The sequence below is a fragment of the Streptomyces sp. SJL17-4 genome, assembly GCF_036826855.1.
GTDB lineage: Bacteria > Actinomycetota > Actinomycetes > Streptomycetales > Streptomycetaceae > Streptomyces.
In genome coordinates this window covers 5,268,067-5,282,463 of sequence record NZ_CP104578.1, presented here as the reverse complement: position 1 = coordinate 5,282,463, position 14,397 = coordinate 5,268,067, and the positions used below count along the sequence as shown (strand labels likewise).

11 protein-coding genes are annotated in these 14,397 nt (G+C 71.7%); 7 read left to right on the top strand and 4 right to left on the bottom strand.

Annotated features, from left to right (window positions below; genetic code table 11):
- Positions 1 to 326: 326 nt before the first annotated feature.
- On the bottom strand, positions 327 to 590 hold the full coding sequence (locus N5875_RS23800; protein WP_015033978.1) for a WhiB family transcriptional regulator: 264 nt from the start codon (positions 588 to 590) through the stop codon (positions 327 to 329).
- 703 nt (positions 591 to 1,293) lie between these two features.
- Between N5875_RS23800 and N5875_RS23795 the strand changes: the two genes are divergently transcribed.
- Genes N5875_RS23795 through N5875_RS23785 form a run of 3 tightly spaced genes read left to right on the top strand, consistent with a single transcriptional unit; the run spans position 1,294 to position 4,104 of the window.
- A complete protein-coding gene (locus tag N5875_RS23795; protein WP_318210110.1) occupies positions 1,294 to 1,830 on the top strand; it encodes a cysteine dioxygenase family protein in 537 nt (178 codons plus the stop codon).
- A gap of 13 nt (positions 1,831 to 1,843) precedes the next feature.
- Complete coding sequence (cofD, locus tag N5875_RS23790; RefSeq protein ID WP_338495784.1) at positions 1,844 to 2,800, top strand: 2-phospho-L-lactate transferase; 957 nt, start codon at positions 1,844 to 1,846, stop codon at positions 2,798 to 2,800.
- The gene (locus N5875_RS23785; RefSeq protein WP_338495782.1) at positions 2,797 to 4,104 is read left to right on the top strand and encodes a coenzyme F420-0:L-glutamate ligase; all 1,308 of its coding nucleotides are present in this window, start codon (positions 2,797 to 2,799) and stop codon (positions 4,102 to 4,104) included. Before cofD ends, N5875_RS23785 begins: the two co-directional genes overlap by 4 nt.
- A gap of 49 nt (positions 4,105 to 4,153) precedes the next feature.
- Here N5875_RS23785 and N5875_RS23780 read toward each other — a convergent pair whose 3' ends face one another.
- The 3 genes from N5875_RS23780 to N5875_RS23770 form a co-directional block, all read right to left on the bottom strand.
- On the bottom strand, positions 4,154 to 5,122 hold the full coding sequence (locus N5875_RS23780) for a DNA-3-methyladenine glycosylase 2 family protein (RefSeq protein ID WP_318210113.1): 969 nt from the start codon (positions 5,120 to 5,122) through the stop codon (positions 4,154 to 4,156).
- Positions 5,123 to 5,297: 175 nt separating this feature from the next.
- Complete coding sequence (locus tag N5875_RS23775; protein WP_318210114.1) at positions 5,298 to 6,380, bottom strand: NDP-sugar synthase; 1,083 nt, start codon at positions 6,378 to 6,380, stop codon at positions 5,298 to 5,300.
- A gap of 104 nt (positions 6,381 to 6,484) precedes the next feature.
- On the bottom strand, positions 6,485 to 8,083 hold the full coding sequence (locus tag N5875_RS23770; protein ID WP_338495779.1) for a peptidoglycan recognition protein: 1,599 nt from the start codon (positions 8,081 to 8,083) through the stop codon (positions 6,485 to 6,487).
- A 137-nt stretch (positions 8,084 to 8,220) separates the two neighbouring features.
- Here N5875_RS23770 and N5875_RS23765 point away from each other — a divergent pair, with 137 nt between their 5' ends.
- From N5875_RS23765 to N5875_RS23750, 4 genes are all read left to right on the top strand, one after another.
- A complete protein-coding gene (locus tag N5875_RS23765) occupies positions 8,221 to 8,973 on the top strand; it encodes a TIGR03089 family protein (RefSeq protein WP_338495777.1) in 753 nt (250 codons plus the stop codon).
- 276 nt (positions 8,974 to 9,249) lie between these two features.
- Positions 9,250 to 10,494 carry an LCP family protein gene (locus N5875_RS23760; RefSeq protein ID WP_338495776.1) on the top strand — a complete coding sequence of 415 codons (1,245 nt, stop codon included), beginning with the start codon at positions 9,250 to 9,252 and terminating at the stop codon, positions 10,492 to 10,494.
- Positions 10,495 to 10,762: 268 nt separating this feature from the next.
- Positions 10,763 to 12,517 carry an LCP family protein gene (locus N5875_RS23755; RefSeq protein ID WP_318210118.1) on the top strand — a complete coding sequence of 585 codons (1,755 nt, stop codon included), beginning with the start codon at positions 10,763 to 10,765 and terminating at the stop codon, positions 12,515 to 12,517.
- Positions 12,518 to 12,567: 50 nt separating this feature from the next.
- On the top strand, positions 12,568 to 14,343 hold the full coding sequence (locus N5875_RS23750) for an LCP family protein (RefSeq protein ID WP_338495775.1): 1,776 nt from the start codon (positions 12,568 to 12,570) through the stop codon (positions 14,341 to 14,343).
- Positions 14,344 to 14,397: the final 54 nt, after the last annotated feature.

Sequence of the window (14,397 nt, the reverse complement as noted above, 5' to 3'; positions counted from 1 at the left end):
GCGTGGGAAGCGTCTCGGACGGAGGCCCACACTAACGGCTGCACGCGGAGCGGTCCGCCGCCCTGTGGACAGAGCGGGAGGAACGGGTATGCGGTCCGCGGGCGGCGGGGTACGCCGTCCGCGGACGGCCGGGACGGCGCGGTTTCGCACCGGGTTCGCCCTGGGCTCGCACGGGGTTCGCCCTGGGCTCGCACCGGGTTCGCTCCGGGCTCGCACCGGGTTCGCTCCGGGAGACGCGGAACGGCCCGCCTCCTGTGGGTGAACCCCAGGTGGCGGACCGTTCGTCGTGGTGTGGCGTGCGCGGGGCCCGGCGGGCTTCGCGCGGTTCAGACCGCGGCCTTCTTCAGGCGGCGTCGCTCGCGCTCGGAGAGGCCGCCCCAGATGCCGAACCGCTCGTCGTTCTGCAGGGCGTATTCGAGGCATTCGGAGCGGACCTCGCACGCGAGGCAGACCTTCTTGGCCTCTCGGGTCGAGCCGCCCTTCTCGGGGAAGAAGGACTCGGGATCGGTCTGGGCGCACAGCGCGCGCTCCTGCCAGCCGAGTTCTTCGTCCGCGTCCTCGACCAGCAGTTCCTGGAACAACTCGGTCATGTGCGCCCCTCGTCTGTTCTGTGCGTCCCCGTGGTGTTGCCGTTGCGAACCCGGCCGAACGACACGAGTGAAATTACAAGTTCGTGCTCTGCGCGAGTCAAGCCGAGATCTGCTATTGGGCCTCGTATTCACTCTGCGGAACCAAGCCTATGCGGAAAGTGTTCAAATCACCAAAAACCGAGACACATGCCACCGGCCTGGGTGTGCACCGTGCTCGGCCTCCACGAGGGAGGACGTCCGAGACTTGGATCTTGTTGCGATCCAGCCATGGAAGCGATCCGGATCACAGTCCGATCACGGACCGGCCGGAGTCCACGTGGTGACCGAGCGTGGTCGATCACGCGGGCGCCGCCATGTTTACGGGCACGGTTGAAGCGCCATCTCTCCTGGTCCGCGGCTGAACAAACCTTTCTCCGCGCACTGTAACCGGATGAGGTGAAACATTACCCCCAAATCGGGCATTGGGTTGACAGTCGGGTGCTGTTCCGGCCACCTTTGGTGGCATGCCAGCGACCGCAGCGCTCTCCGCGACCCACAGCCGTGGGTTCCGCAGCGCTGTCCAGGCGCGCTGTTGCTGTTGCTGTCCCAGCTGTTGATGCCGTAGAGCTCCAGCTTCTTCTCCCAGCGTCACCCTGCGTCACTCGCGTCACCTCTTCTCCGTGACCCCCACCGCTTCTGTTTCTGCTGAGGAACCTCCCCACCCATGAACATGGACAGCGACCTTCAGATCGCCGGCGACATCCTCGAGGTCCCGCACCTCCTCCAGCCCGAACGCGCCCACCCCGAGACGGTGGCCGAGTTCGCCGGCCTCGCGCGCTCCATCGCCGACGACCGCGCCCAGTGGGCCCCGTACGTCGAGTACGACGCCACGACCCGCTGGTACCACCGGCTGCGCACCGGCCCCGGCTACGAGGTGTGGCTGCTCTCCTGGGTGCCCGGTCAGGGCAGCGGGCTCCACGACCACGGGGTCTCCTCCGGCGTACTGACCGTCTTGGAGGGCGAGCTGACGGAGCGTACGGAACACGCGGCGGGCCGGAACGCGCGGACGCTCACGCCGGGCGCGCAGCGGGTGTTCGCGCCGGGGTACGTCCACGAGGTCGTCAACGACTCCCTCGAACCGGCCGTCAGTCTGCACGTCTACTTCCCCGGTCTCACCGAGATGCCCATGCACGAGTCCCTCCAGGCACAGTGCGCCCCCGTCTCCCCTGCCCCGCCCGCCCCTGAGGTCGTCGTCGCCTGAGAGACTGCTGTGCATGCGCATTGTGGTTCTGGCCGGCGGCATCGGTGGTGCCCGTTTCCTTCGCGGCCTCAAGCAGGCCGCGCCGGACGCGGAGATCACGGTCATCGGCAACACCGGTGACGACATCCATCTCTTCGGGCTGAAGGTCTGCCCCGACCTGGACACCGTGATGTACACCCTCGGCGGTGGCATCAACGAGGAACAGGGCTGGGGACGTACGGACGAGTCCTTCACCGTCAAGGAGGAACTCGCGGCGTACGGCGTCGGACCCGAGTGGTTCGGCCTCGGCGACCGGGACTTCGCGACCCACATCGTCCGTACGCAGATGCTCGGCGCCGGCTACCCGCTGAGCGCCGTCACGGAGGCGCTCTGCGCCCGCTGGCAGCCGGGCGTACGCCTCATCCCCATGTCCGACGACCGCGTCGAGACGCATGTGGCGATCGAGGTCGACGGCGAGCAACGCGCGGTGCACTTCCAGGAGTACTGGGTGAAGCTGCGCGCCTCCGTGGACGCGAAGGCGATCGTGCCGGTCGGCGCGGAGGCCGCGAAGCCCGCGCCGGGGGTCCTGGAGGCCATCGCCGAGGCGGACGTCATCCTCTTCCCGCCGTCCAACCCCGTGGTGAGCGTCGGCACGATCCTGGCCGTGCCCGGGATCCGTGAGGCGATCGTCGCGGCCGGGGCGCCCGTCGTGGGCCTCTCCCCCATCGTCGGTGACGCGCCCGTGCGCGGCATGGCCGACAAGGTGCTCGCGGCGGTCGGCGTGGAGTCGACGGCGGCCGCGGTCGCCCGGAACTACGGCTCCGAACTCGTGGACGGCTGGCTCGTCGACACCGTCGACGCGGGCTCCGTCGCGGACGTCGAGGCGGCGGGCATCCGCTGCCGGGCGGTACCGCTGATGATGACCGACGTCGAGGCGACGGCCGCGATGGCGCGGGAGGCCCTGGCGCTGGCCGAGGAGGTACGCGGGTGACCGCCGTACCTCCCGGGTACCGGGTCTGGGCGCTGCCCGGACTGCCCGAGGTGGCGGCCGGGGACGATCTGGCCAAGCTGATCGCCTCCGTCTCGCCCGGACTCGTCGACGGGGACGTCCTCCTCGTCACCTCCAAGATCGTGAGCAAGGCCGAGGGGCGGGTGATCGCCGCCGACGACCGCGAGGAGGCCATCGACGCCGAGACGGTACGGGTGGTGGCGCGGCGCGGCACCCTGCGGATCGTCGAGAACCGGCAGGGGCTCGTGATGGCCGCCGCCGGGGTCGACGCGTCCAACACCCCTGCCGGGACCGTGCTGTTGCTGCCCGAGGACCCCGACGCCTCGGCCCGGCGCATCCGTTCGGGGCTGCGGGAGGCGCTGGGCGTCGATGTGGGCGTCGTCGTCACGGACACCTTCGGGCGTCCCTGGCGCGGCGGGCTCACCGATGTGGCGATCGGTGCGGCCGGGGTGCGGGTCCTCGACGATCTGCGCGGCGGGACCGACGCGTTCGGCAATCCGCTGAGTGCGACCGTGGTCGCCACGGCGGACGAACTCGCCGCCGCGGGCGACCTGGTGAAGGGCAAGTCCGCGGGTCTGCCGGTCGCCGTCGTGCGCGGCCTTCCGCACGTGGTGGGCGGGGACGAGGAGCCGGGGGCGCGGGCGCTGGTGCGCGACGCCGCCGCCGACATGTTCCGGCTGGGCACGTCCGAGGCCGTACGGGAGGCGGTGACGCTGCGGCGGACCGTACGGGAGTTCACCGACGACCCGGTGGACCCGGGGGCGGTACGGCGCGCGGTCGCGGCGGCCCTGACGGCGCCGGCCCCGCACCACACCACGCCGTGGCGGTTCGTGCTCCTGGAGTCGGCGGCGTCGCGGCTACGGCTGCTCGACGCGATGCGGGACGCGTGGGTCGAGGACCTGCGGCGGGACGGCCGGTCCGAGGAGTCCATCGCGAAGCGGGTGCGGCGCGGGGACGTCCTGCGCAACGCCCCGTACCTGGCGGTGCCCTGCCTCGTCATGGACGGCTCCCACCACTACGGCGACCCCCGCCGGGACACGGCCGAACGCGAGATGTTCGTGGTGGCGGCGGGCGCGGGCGTCCAGAACTTCCTGGTGGCGCTGGCCGGTGAGCGGCTCGGCTCGGCGTGGGTGTCCTCGACGATGTTCTGCCGGGACGTCGTACGGGAGGTCCTCGACCTGCCGGCCGACTGGGACCCGCTGGGCGCGGTGGCCGTCGGACATCCGGCGGGGGCGCCGAGGGAACGGGCGGCGCGGACGGCTGCGGAGTTCGTGGCGGTGCGGTAGGGGCGGTAGGTGTGTGGGGTGGGGTCTGTGGGCTGGGGGTGTTCTTTTTCTAGAGCGCCGTGATGTTGCCCGGTGTCATGCGGGGGGCCCTGCGGGGTGGGACCCGGCCGCTGAGGAGGATCAGGCGGGCCGCTCGGTGGCGTTGGCCCGCGTAGGGGGCCAGGAGCTCCAGCATCGCCTCGTCGTCGGTCGTACGGTCGCCCGCCAGGGCCCAGCCGACGATGCCGGGGAGATGGAGGTCGCCCGTGGTGACCTCGTCCGGGGCGCCGTTGCTGCGCTGGATCGTCTCCGCGCTCGTCCACGGGCCGATGCCCGGGATCAGTTCCAGGCGCTCGCGGGCCGCCGGCGGGTCCATGAGCGCGGCCTCCTCCAGGCGGGCCGCCACCCTGGCCGCGCGGACGATCGTCGCCGAGCGCTTGCCGTCGACGTTCGCGAGGTGCCACTCCCACGACGGGATCTGCGTCCACGTCCGCGCGTCCGGCATCACGTGCATGCCTTCGGGGGCCGGGCCCGGCGCGGGCTCGCCGAACTTCCGTACGAGCTGCCGCCAGGCCCCGTACGCCTCCGTCGTCGTGACCTTCTGCTCCAGGATCGTCGGGATCAGCGACTCCAGGACCAGGCCCGTGCGGGTCAGCCGGAGGCCGGGGCGGCGGCGGTGGGTCGCCAGGACCAGTTTGTGCCGGGGGACGAAGGCGGCGGGGTCGTCCTCGGCGCCCAGCAGCGCGGGGGCGTTGTGCAGGAGCCAGGCCGCGCCCGCGCCCCAGGCCTCGGCCGCGCCCGCTCCGTCCCGGACCGACAGCCGGATCGTGCCGGGGCCGTCGGGCGTGCGGCTCGCCCGCCAGATCGAGCCGTCGGGGGTCACGCGGAAGGTGGGGTCGGCGGGGCCGCGGCGGAGGGGGCCGAGGGTGAGGCCGAGGTCGAGGCCCGGCAGCGCGGTGGTGGCGGCCGGTGCGGGGGTTTCGCCGCCGCGGATCGTGGTGCGGGTGGTGGGGGGTGTGGGTCTGAAGCGGCCGGCCATGGTTACGAGCGTAGCCGGGCGGTACGCCTGCCAGCCCCGTGTGGGCAATCGTCCCTCCCCCAGACTTCGTCCGGGGGGAGGAACGAATGCCCACAACGGGTGGGCACCGGCCCGGTGGTGCGGATGCCCGCAACCGGGTGGGTGGGGGCCGCCGCGGCGGCGTCAGACGCGGTTGTTATTGGTCCGAGGAGAAGCGGATCGTGGCTGCTGGGAGGGTGGCGTTGCACCAGATTCTTATGCCGTCGCGGAGTTCGTTGTCGGGGCCCACCTGCGCGCCGTCGCCGATGACCGCGCCCGTCAGGACCGTGCGGGCGCCGATGCGGGCGCCCGCGCCGATCAGGGAGTCGGTGATCACCGCGCCCGGTTCGACGACCGCGCCGGCCAGCAGCGTGGAGCCCGTTATGCGGGCGCCCTCGCCGACCACCGCGTCCGCGCCGACGACCGTGCCGCCGGTCAGCTTGGCGTCCGGGGCGACGCGCGCCGACGGGAGGACCAGCCGGTCGCCGCAGCGGCCCGGGACCGCCGGGGAGGGCGCGCGGCCCAGGACCAGGTCGGCGGAGCCGCGGACGAAGGCCTGCGGGGTACCGAGGTCCAGCCAGTACGTGGAGTCGACCATGCCCTGGAGGTGGGCGCCGGAGGAGAGGAGTTCCGGGAAGGTCTCGCGTTCGACCGAGACCGGGCGGCCGGCGGGGATCTTGTCGATGACCGAGCGGCGGAAGACGTACGCGCCCGCGTTGATCTGGTCCGTGACGATCTCTTCGGGGGTCTGGGGCTTCTCCAGGAAGGCCGTCACCCGGCCCGTCCCGTCCGTGGGGACCAGGCCGAAGGCGCGAGGGTCCTCCACCCGCGTGAGGTGCAGCGAGACGTCCGCGCCGGAGGAGGAGTGGGTGGCGACCAGGGCCTGGATGTCGAGGCCCGTGAGGATGTCCCCGTTGAAGATCAGGACCGGGTCGTCGGGGCCCGAGTGCAGCCGCGAGGCCACGTTGCGTATCGCGCCGCCGGTGCCGAGGGGCTCCTCCTCGGTGACGTATTCGATGCTCAGGCCGAGCGCCGAGCCGTCACCGAAGTGCGGCTCGAAGACCTCGGCGAGGTAGGAGGTGGCGAGCACGATGTGCTCGACGCCGGCGGCGCGGGCGCGGGCCAGCTGGTGCGTCAGGAAGGGGACGCCTGCCGCCGGGACCATGGGCTTGGGCGTGTTGACCGTGAGAGGTCGCAGCCGTGTTCCCTTGCCACCGACCAGGAGGATCGCTTCTGTCACCTTGTCGTCTCTGCTTCCTGTTCGGGGCTGGTCAGCTCGCCCGTCTCGGTCGTCCGTGCGATATGACCGGTCAGTTTAGGCAGATGGTTGCCCCGATGACCCCATCAGCGCCTTCCCTGGTACTTCGCCGAGCTCACGCGGGCCGTTCCGAGCTTGCCGTAGAGCCGTACTCCGGGGCACTCCGTGGCGAATCCGTCGCGGTGTCCCGCGATGGCGTTGAACTTCACCTTCTTGCCCTTCTTGTACAGGTTTCCGCCACCCGAGACGAGGTACGACGTCCCCTTCGGGTTCACCCCGTGCAGCCCGAGCTTCCAGGCCGTCAGACGGGCGACGGCGGTCACCGCGGCGGTCGGCGGGGCGCTCTTGCTGAACGTGCCGAGAACGGCGATGCCCATGCTGTTGGTGTTGAAACCGAGGGTGTGCGCGCCGAGGACCGGCTTGGACACTCCCCCGGCCCGGCCTTCGTAGATGTTTCCGCACTTGTCGACGGCGAAGTTGTAGCCGAAGTCTCGCCATCCACTGCTCTGGACGTGGTAGCGGTAGATACTGCGCAGAACGGAGGGGGCCTGGGCGCAGGTGTAGTTGTTGCCGGTGGCGCTGTGGTGCACGAAGGCGGCCTTGATGCTCTTGGTGTAGACGAAGCCCTTCTCGCGGATGCGCTCGTCGGCGCCCCAGCCCTTGCGGGTGATGATCTTGGGGCGGGGGCCGATGTACGGCTTCGCGGCGGCCATCTGTTCGGGGGCCTGGGCCTCGCCGGGAGCCAGGACCTCGTCCGGGGCCTGCGCCTCGTCGGCGGCCTGCGCCTCGTCCGGGGCGGCCTCGGGTGCCGGCGGGGCCATCGCCTCCTGAGTCCTCGGCACGTACGGGAGCGTGATCTCCGTCGCCTCCTTCGACAGGGCCGGGATCCAGGCCGCGCCGTACGGGGCGAGCTGGGCGTTCACGCCGCTCACCGCCGCCTCCGCGGCGTTCAGGCCGGCCAGGGCGAGCGAGGCCGCCGTCGTACGGGCCCACGCGGCCGCCGTCACCGCGGCTGTCGTGGCCTGCGTGGCCGTGGTCGCCGCCGTGGCCGTCGTGGCCGCGGTGGTCGCGGTGGCCGTCGTGGCCGCGGTGGTCGCGGTGGTCGTCGCCGGCGGGTCCTGACCCGGGGCATCTCCCGGGTCGACCAGTTCCAGTCGCAGGCCCTCGGGGAGCGGCTCGTCCCCCCGTACGCGGATCTCCACGCCGTCCGAGTCGCCCACCCACAGCGGGGCCGTGGAGCCCTTGAGCGCCCGCCCGTGGCCCTCCGCGGTGTCCGGGTCGGCGCCGTGCTCCTCGTTGTGGGTCTCGACGTCCTGCCACTCCGACCAGACGCCGCCGCCGGTGGCGCGGGTGCGGACCTGGACGACGCCGTGCAGGGCGGCCGCCGGGTCGTCCCACACGACGCCGACGAGCGAGAAGGGCCTGACGTCGCGTCGGGTGAGCCCCTGCACGCCGGCGTCGTCCGCCCCGCCGCCCAGCGCCCGGTCGCTGCCGCCACCCAGTGGCTCCAGCGGCAGCGACTGGGTGGCGCCGGGGAGTTCGGGCGCGGGTGGCTGTGCGGAGGCCGACGGTGGCAGCCCGAGCGCCGAGGGCACCGCGGCCGCCGCGGGTGCGGCGAGAGAGACCGGCAGGGCGAGGACCGTCGCGCAGGTCACGGCGATCGAGGAGGCGAGTGAGGCACGCATGGGCCGATCGTGCGTATCCCGGGGTCGTTCCGCGCGTCGGGAACCCGCCGGGAAACCGACGCCCCGTCGGGCCGACCGGTGGACGGCGTCACCGGTACGGCGGACCCGCGCGCGGCGGCGCGCGTACGCTGTCCGGCGTGAACGCCAGCGACCGCACCCCCGCCGACCTGCTGCGATCCGCCCTCGCCGCGGACCCCGCCCGCCCCTTGGTCACCTTCTACGACGACGCCACCGGTGAGCGGGTGGAATTGTCCGTCGCCACCTTCGCCAATTGGGTGGCCAAGACGGCGAACCTGCTCCAGGGCGAACTGTCCGCCGCGCCCGGCGACCGGCTCGCGCTGCTGCTGCCCGCGCACTGGCAGACGGCCGTCTGGCTGCTCGCCTGCTCGTCCGTCGGGGTGACCGTGGAGGTGGGCGGCGACCCGGCCGACGCGGACCTGGTGGTCGCGGGACCGGACACCCTCGAGGCGGGGCTCGCCTGTTCCGGGGAGCGGATCGCGCTCTCCCTCGCCCCGCTGGGCCGCCGCTTCCCGGCCGCGCCCGCCGGGTACGCCGACTACGCGGTGGAGGTGCCGAGCCAGGGCGACCGGTTCGCCCCGTTCGTACCGGTCGATCCGGGCGCTCCCGCGCTCGTCGTCGACGGTACGGAACGCGGCGGCGCGCGGCTCGTCGAGCAGGCCCGCGCGGACGCGGAGGCCCTCGGCCTCACCCCCGGGGCCCGGTTGCTCTCCGGGCTCGGCTACGAGGACTGGAAGGGCCTCTCGACGGGCCTGTACGCCCCTCTCGCGGCGGGCGGCTCCGTGGTCCTCTGCCGGAACCTGGACCAGCTGTCGCCCGAGTCCCTCGCCAAGCGCGTGGAGAGCGAGCGGGTGACGGTCACCGAGGTCTGACCCGCGAGCACCGAGCGCACCTCCCTCCCGATCCGCAGGCGCCCGCCCGCCTCGACCGAGCGCCCTGTCGGACTCGTCCGGCATCGGCCGCCGCCCCGGAAAGCGCTCGTTCGGCCTAGCACCGCGCCGAGTTCACAGGCCCTCCCGCCCCCGCCGGTACATGATCGGCGGGGGGAGTCGACTCCTTCCGCACAACCATGCGTGGGGTTCGGCCGTCTCCTTCTACGACCGGCGGCCGCCCGGCGCGCCGCCGACGCCAGAAGGACGGACTCAGACGTGACGGACCGTGCGGGTACGCCCGCCGAACCGGATCCCCCGGCAGCGGAGGGCACGGCGACGGAGGGCACGGCAGCGGAAGGCACGGCTCCCGACGCTCCGGAGCAGCCGCGACGCCGACGCCACTGGCTGCGGTGGACGGCGCTCGGCGTCTCCCTCGTGGTGCTGGCCGCGGCCGGGGTCGGCTGGTGGTTCTACCGCAAGCTCGACGGCAACATCACCACGGACACCACGGCCGCCGCCGAGCTCCGGGCGTACGAGAAGGAGCGGCCGCCGGCCAACGTGTCGGCCGCGCGGAACATCCTGCTCATCGGCTCGGACACCCGGGCCGGGGAGGGGAACCGCAAGTACGGCAAGGACGAGGGCACCCAGCGCTCGGACACGACGATCCTGCTGCACCTGTCGGCGGGGAAGAAGAGCGCGACGGCCGTCTCGCTGCCCCGCGACCTGATGGTGACGATCCCGAGCTGCCGCAAGCCGGACGGGACGCGGACCCGTGAGCAGTTCGCGCAGTTCAACTGGGCCTTCGAGTTCGGCGGTACGGCGTGCACGATCCGTACCGTCGAGAAGCTGACCGGGATCCGGGTGGACCACCACATGGTGATCGACTTCCGGGGCTTCAAGAAGATGGTGGACGCCGTCGACGGCGTGGAGGTCTGCCTCAAGGAGCCGGTGAACGACCCGGCCGCGAAGCTGAAGCTGCCCGCGGGGCGCCAGACGCTCCACGGGGAGCAGGCCCTCGGCTTCGTACGGGCCCGGAAGTCCATCGGCAACGGCAGCGACACCGAGCGCATGGACCGCCAGCAGCAGTTCCTCGGCGCCCTGGTCAGCAAGGTGCAGAGCGACGGGGTGCTGCTGAACCCGACCAAGCTCTATCCGGTCCTGGACGCGGCCACCAAGGCGATCACGACCGACCAGGGGCTGGACTCGCTGCGGGACCTGTACGACCTGGCGCGTTCGATGCGGGCGATCCCGACGGAGAAGGTGCAGTTCCTCACGGTCCCCCGGCGCCCCTACACGTACAACGCGAACCGGGACGAACTGGTGCAGCCGGCGGCGAGTCAGCTCTTCACGCAACTGCGGGAGGACCGGGCCGTCGTGGTGACCCCGGGCGACGAGAAGAAGGACGGCGCGGAAACGGGCGGGGACGGGGCGGACGGGAAGCCCGACGACCAGGACACCCCGACCCCCTCCGTGACACCGACCTTCACGGGGCGCAACGCCGCGGAAGGGGTGTGCGCCTGAAACAGCCGCCGGAGGGGGCCGCGGGGGCGGTGAGTAAAGGGCACACCAAGGGGAGGGCCGGGAGGGATGAGGTTTGAGCAAATTGCCCGGTTGTAAGCGGCGTGGAATTTGTCACGCGCGTCGCCCCACGCTGAACTGGGCGGATAGTGTGACGCGATCCGGTGCGCCCCGACCGCGTGGTCGCACCCACCAAGGATCGAACGACCGAGAGAGCGGCGCCCACTGGGGGAGGCGCCTCGCGTGGCACCGACGGAGGACTCGAGTAACCGTGGACGCGCACAGCCGTGGACGGGCGGACGAGATCGACCCCGCCGACCAGTGGGTGCTCAACCCGCAGACGGGCAACTACGAACTGCGACTGGACCACTCCGCTGGGCAGTCGCAGCCGCGGACACCGTCCGGAGCCCGTAGAGCCACCGTTCCCGCTCCCGCGTCGCGTGACACCTCCGCCGACGCGTCCGTCGGCACCCCCGTCGAGGCACCCGTGCCCGGCCAGCGCCGCCGCCGGGTCTCCGAGCCGGACGGCGGCCGGGGCAGGGAGGCGCCCGCGAGCCGCCGCAAGCGCAAGCAGGGCGCGTCCCGCAAGAAGAAGGTCCTGCTGTGGACCGGCGGCACGATGGCGCTCGTCCTCGTCGGCGGCGCGACCGGCGCGTACCTGCTCTACAACAAGCTCGACGGGAACATCGACGTCGTCGACCCCGTGGGCACCCAGAGCGCGGGCTTCCGCAAGGGCGAGGCCTTCAACATCCTGATCATCGGCACCGACAAGCGGACCGGCGCGGGCAATTCGGGCTACGGCGACAACAACAGCCCCGGCCACGCGGACACCACGATCCTCTTCCACGTCTCCAAGGACCGGACGAACGCCACGGCGCTCTCCATCCCGCGCGACCTGATGACGACGATCCCCGAGTGCCAGACGCGGCAGCCCGACGGCCAGATCCTCACGATCCCCGGCCAGCAGCAGGCCCGCTTCAACGTGAGCCTCGGCCAGGACGGCCGTGACCCCGGCTGCACCATGCGAACGGTCAAGGAGCTGACCGGGCTGACCGTCGACCACTTCATGATGGTCGACTTCAACGCCGTCAAGGAGCTGACCTCGGCCGTCGGCGGCGTGAAGGTCTGCGTCGAGAAGGCCGTCGACGACCCCAAGTCGCACCTGAAGCTGCCGGCCGGCGAGTCGGTCATCGAGGGCGAGAAGGCGCTCGCCTTCGTCCGCACCCGCTCCAGCTTCGGCAACAAGAGCGACCTGGACCGGATCAAGATCCAGCAGCAGTTCCTCGGCTCGATGATCCGGCAGATGAAGTCGAACGAGACGCTCACCAGCCCGACGAAGCTGTACGACCTCGCCGAGGCGGCGACGGACGCGCTCACCGTCGACAAGGGCATAGGGTCCCTCTCCAAGCTCCAGGACCTGGCCGGGGAGCTCTCGGGGATCGACACGAAGAACATCGCGTTCGCGACCCTCCCGGTCATCGACAACCCCGCCGAGCCCAAGCCGATCACCGTGGTGCCGCACCCGACGCAGGCACCGCAGCTCTTCGCCGCGATGCAGGCCGACACCTCGCTCACCGAGGTGAAGAAGAAGCAGCAGGACGCCAAGAACGCCCAGGCGCAGGCCCAGGCGAAGCTCCTCCAGGGTGCGCGCGCCGAGGCCGTGGACGTACGCGTCGACGTCTACAACGGCAGCGGCATCCAGGGTGCGGCCCAGTCGACCATCGTCTGGCTGCAGAACGAGGAAGGCGTGACCCGCTCCACCAACAAGAGCAACGCCCCTGAGAAGGCGGCGAAGACGACGCTCACCTATGCACCGAACCAGGCCGATCAGGCCCGCAAGCTCGCGGACATGATGGGTCTGGCCGCCACGGCTCTCAAGCCGGGCACGCAGGACGCCGGGGTACGCGAGCCCATGACGCTCGTTCTCGGTGCCGACTTCAAGGGCGCGGGGGTGCCCATCAACGGTCCGGTGAAGGCGCCGGACGTCGAGAAGGTACAAGCTGACAAGCAGGTGTGCGCCAAGTAGTCCGGAAACACCGGGACTTGGCGCGCGCCTGACTGACGAGGGGACCTGGGGTGGGACAGAACAGCGTGCGTGGGGAGGGAACGCGTGGCCGCGTTCCGCGCGCCCGTGAACTGGGCTGGGACGACGAGCTGTACGACGCCGGTGCGGCCACCGGCGCTGCGCAGGCCGACGCTCCCGAGGAGACGGACGCAGGGGCCGCCTCCGGGACGACGACCCGCGCCGAGCGCCGCCGCGGCGCCGGAAACGGCAGCGGGAACGGCGCCGACGGACGGGCGGGTCACCGTCGCGGCGGCTCGCGGCGGCGTGCCAAGAAGGCCGGGAAGCACAAGGTGCTGCGCTGGGTCGCGATCACGCTCGCGGTGCTGATACTCGGCACGGCCGGCGCCGGATACCTGTACTACGAGCACCTCAACGGCAACATCCGCAGCGGTGACCGCGCCGGCGGCAGCAGCGGCGTGAAGAAGGCCGCGCCGAACGCGCTCGGCGACACCCCGCTCAACATCCTCCTCATCGGCTCCGACAGCCGCGAGGACGAGAAGAACATCGCCCTGGGCGGCGGCCGGAACGACAAGGACCGCAAGCCGCTCGCCGACGTGCAGATGCTGCTGCACGTCTCGGCGGACCGCGAGAACGCCTCGCTCATCTCCATCCCGCGCGACACCGTCGTCAAGATCCCCGAGTGCAAGGGCGACGACGGCACGCCCTACCCCGCCACCACGAACCGGCCCATCAACGAGTCGCTCCAGCGCGGCGGTCCCGGCTGCACGCTCACCACCTGGGAGAGCCTCACCGGGGTCTACATCGACCACTGGCTGATGGTCGACTTCGCCGGTGTCGTGGCCATGGCGGACGAGGTCGGCGGTGTGCCCGTCTGCGTGAAGACCGGTGTGCACGACAAGTCCACCGCCCGGGTGAAGGGCGGCTCCGGCCTGAAGCTGCCGAAGGGCACCACCGAGGTCAAGGGCGAGCAGGCGCTCCAGTGGCTGCGCACCCGGCACGCCTTCGGCAGCGACCAGAACCGCGCCAAGGCCCAGCACATGTACATGAACGGGATGATGAAGAAGCTCCAGGCCCAGAACGCCTGGACCGACACCGGCCGGCTGATGGGCCTGGCCGAGACCGCCACGAAGTCCCTCGAGGTCTCGCAGGACCTCGACACGGTGAAGAAGCTCTTCGATCTGTCGATGCAGCTCAAGAACGTGAAGATCGACCGTCTGACGACGGCGACGGTCCCGACCGACCCGTACGCGCCGAACCCCGACGCGTGGCTCCAGCTTCGGCCGTCCGCCGCCGACAAGATGTGGGCGATGCTCCGCGACGACGTCGCCTTCGACAAGAACGGTGACAAGTCCGGCGCCAAGGCGAAGCCGAAGGCCACCGCCTCCCCCAAGCCGAAGACGACGGCCGAGGCTCCCGGTTCCTTCCCCGTGACCGTCGTCAACGGCACCGACGGCGGCGGCGAGGCGGCAGTCGAGGGCCGGGCCGGCGACATGGCCGAGGCCCTCCGGGGCAAGGGCTTCGCGCAGGCCGACTCCACCCAGGAGAGCGGGGGCCGCAAGGACACCGTCGTCGCCTACCCGAAGGCGGACGCCGACCAGGGCAAGGCGAACGCGCTCTCCGTGGCGAAGGCGCTCGGGCTCCCCGACTCGGCCGTACGGTCCGATCCCGAGGCCAAGGGCATCACCCTGGTCGTCGGCGCGGACTGGCGCGAGGGCACCACGTACAAGAAGCCGACGGCCGTCGAGGGCGACCTGCCCGAGGGCGCCGACGACAAGGAGACCTGCATGAGCATCTACTCGGTCTACAAGTGGGACGGGAAGAGCTGACCCCCTCCCCCGCGTCGTGACAGAACGGCGGCCGGGTCCCTTTCGGGGCCCGGC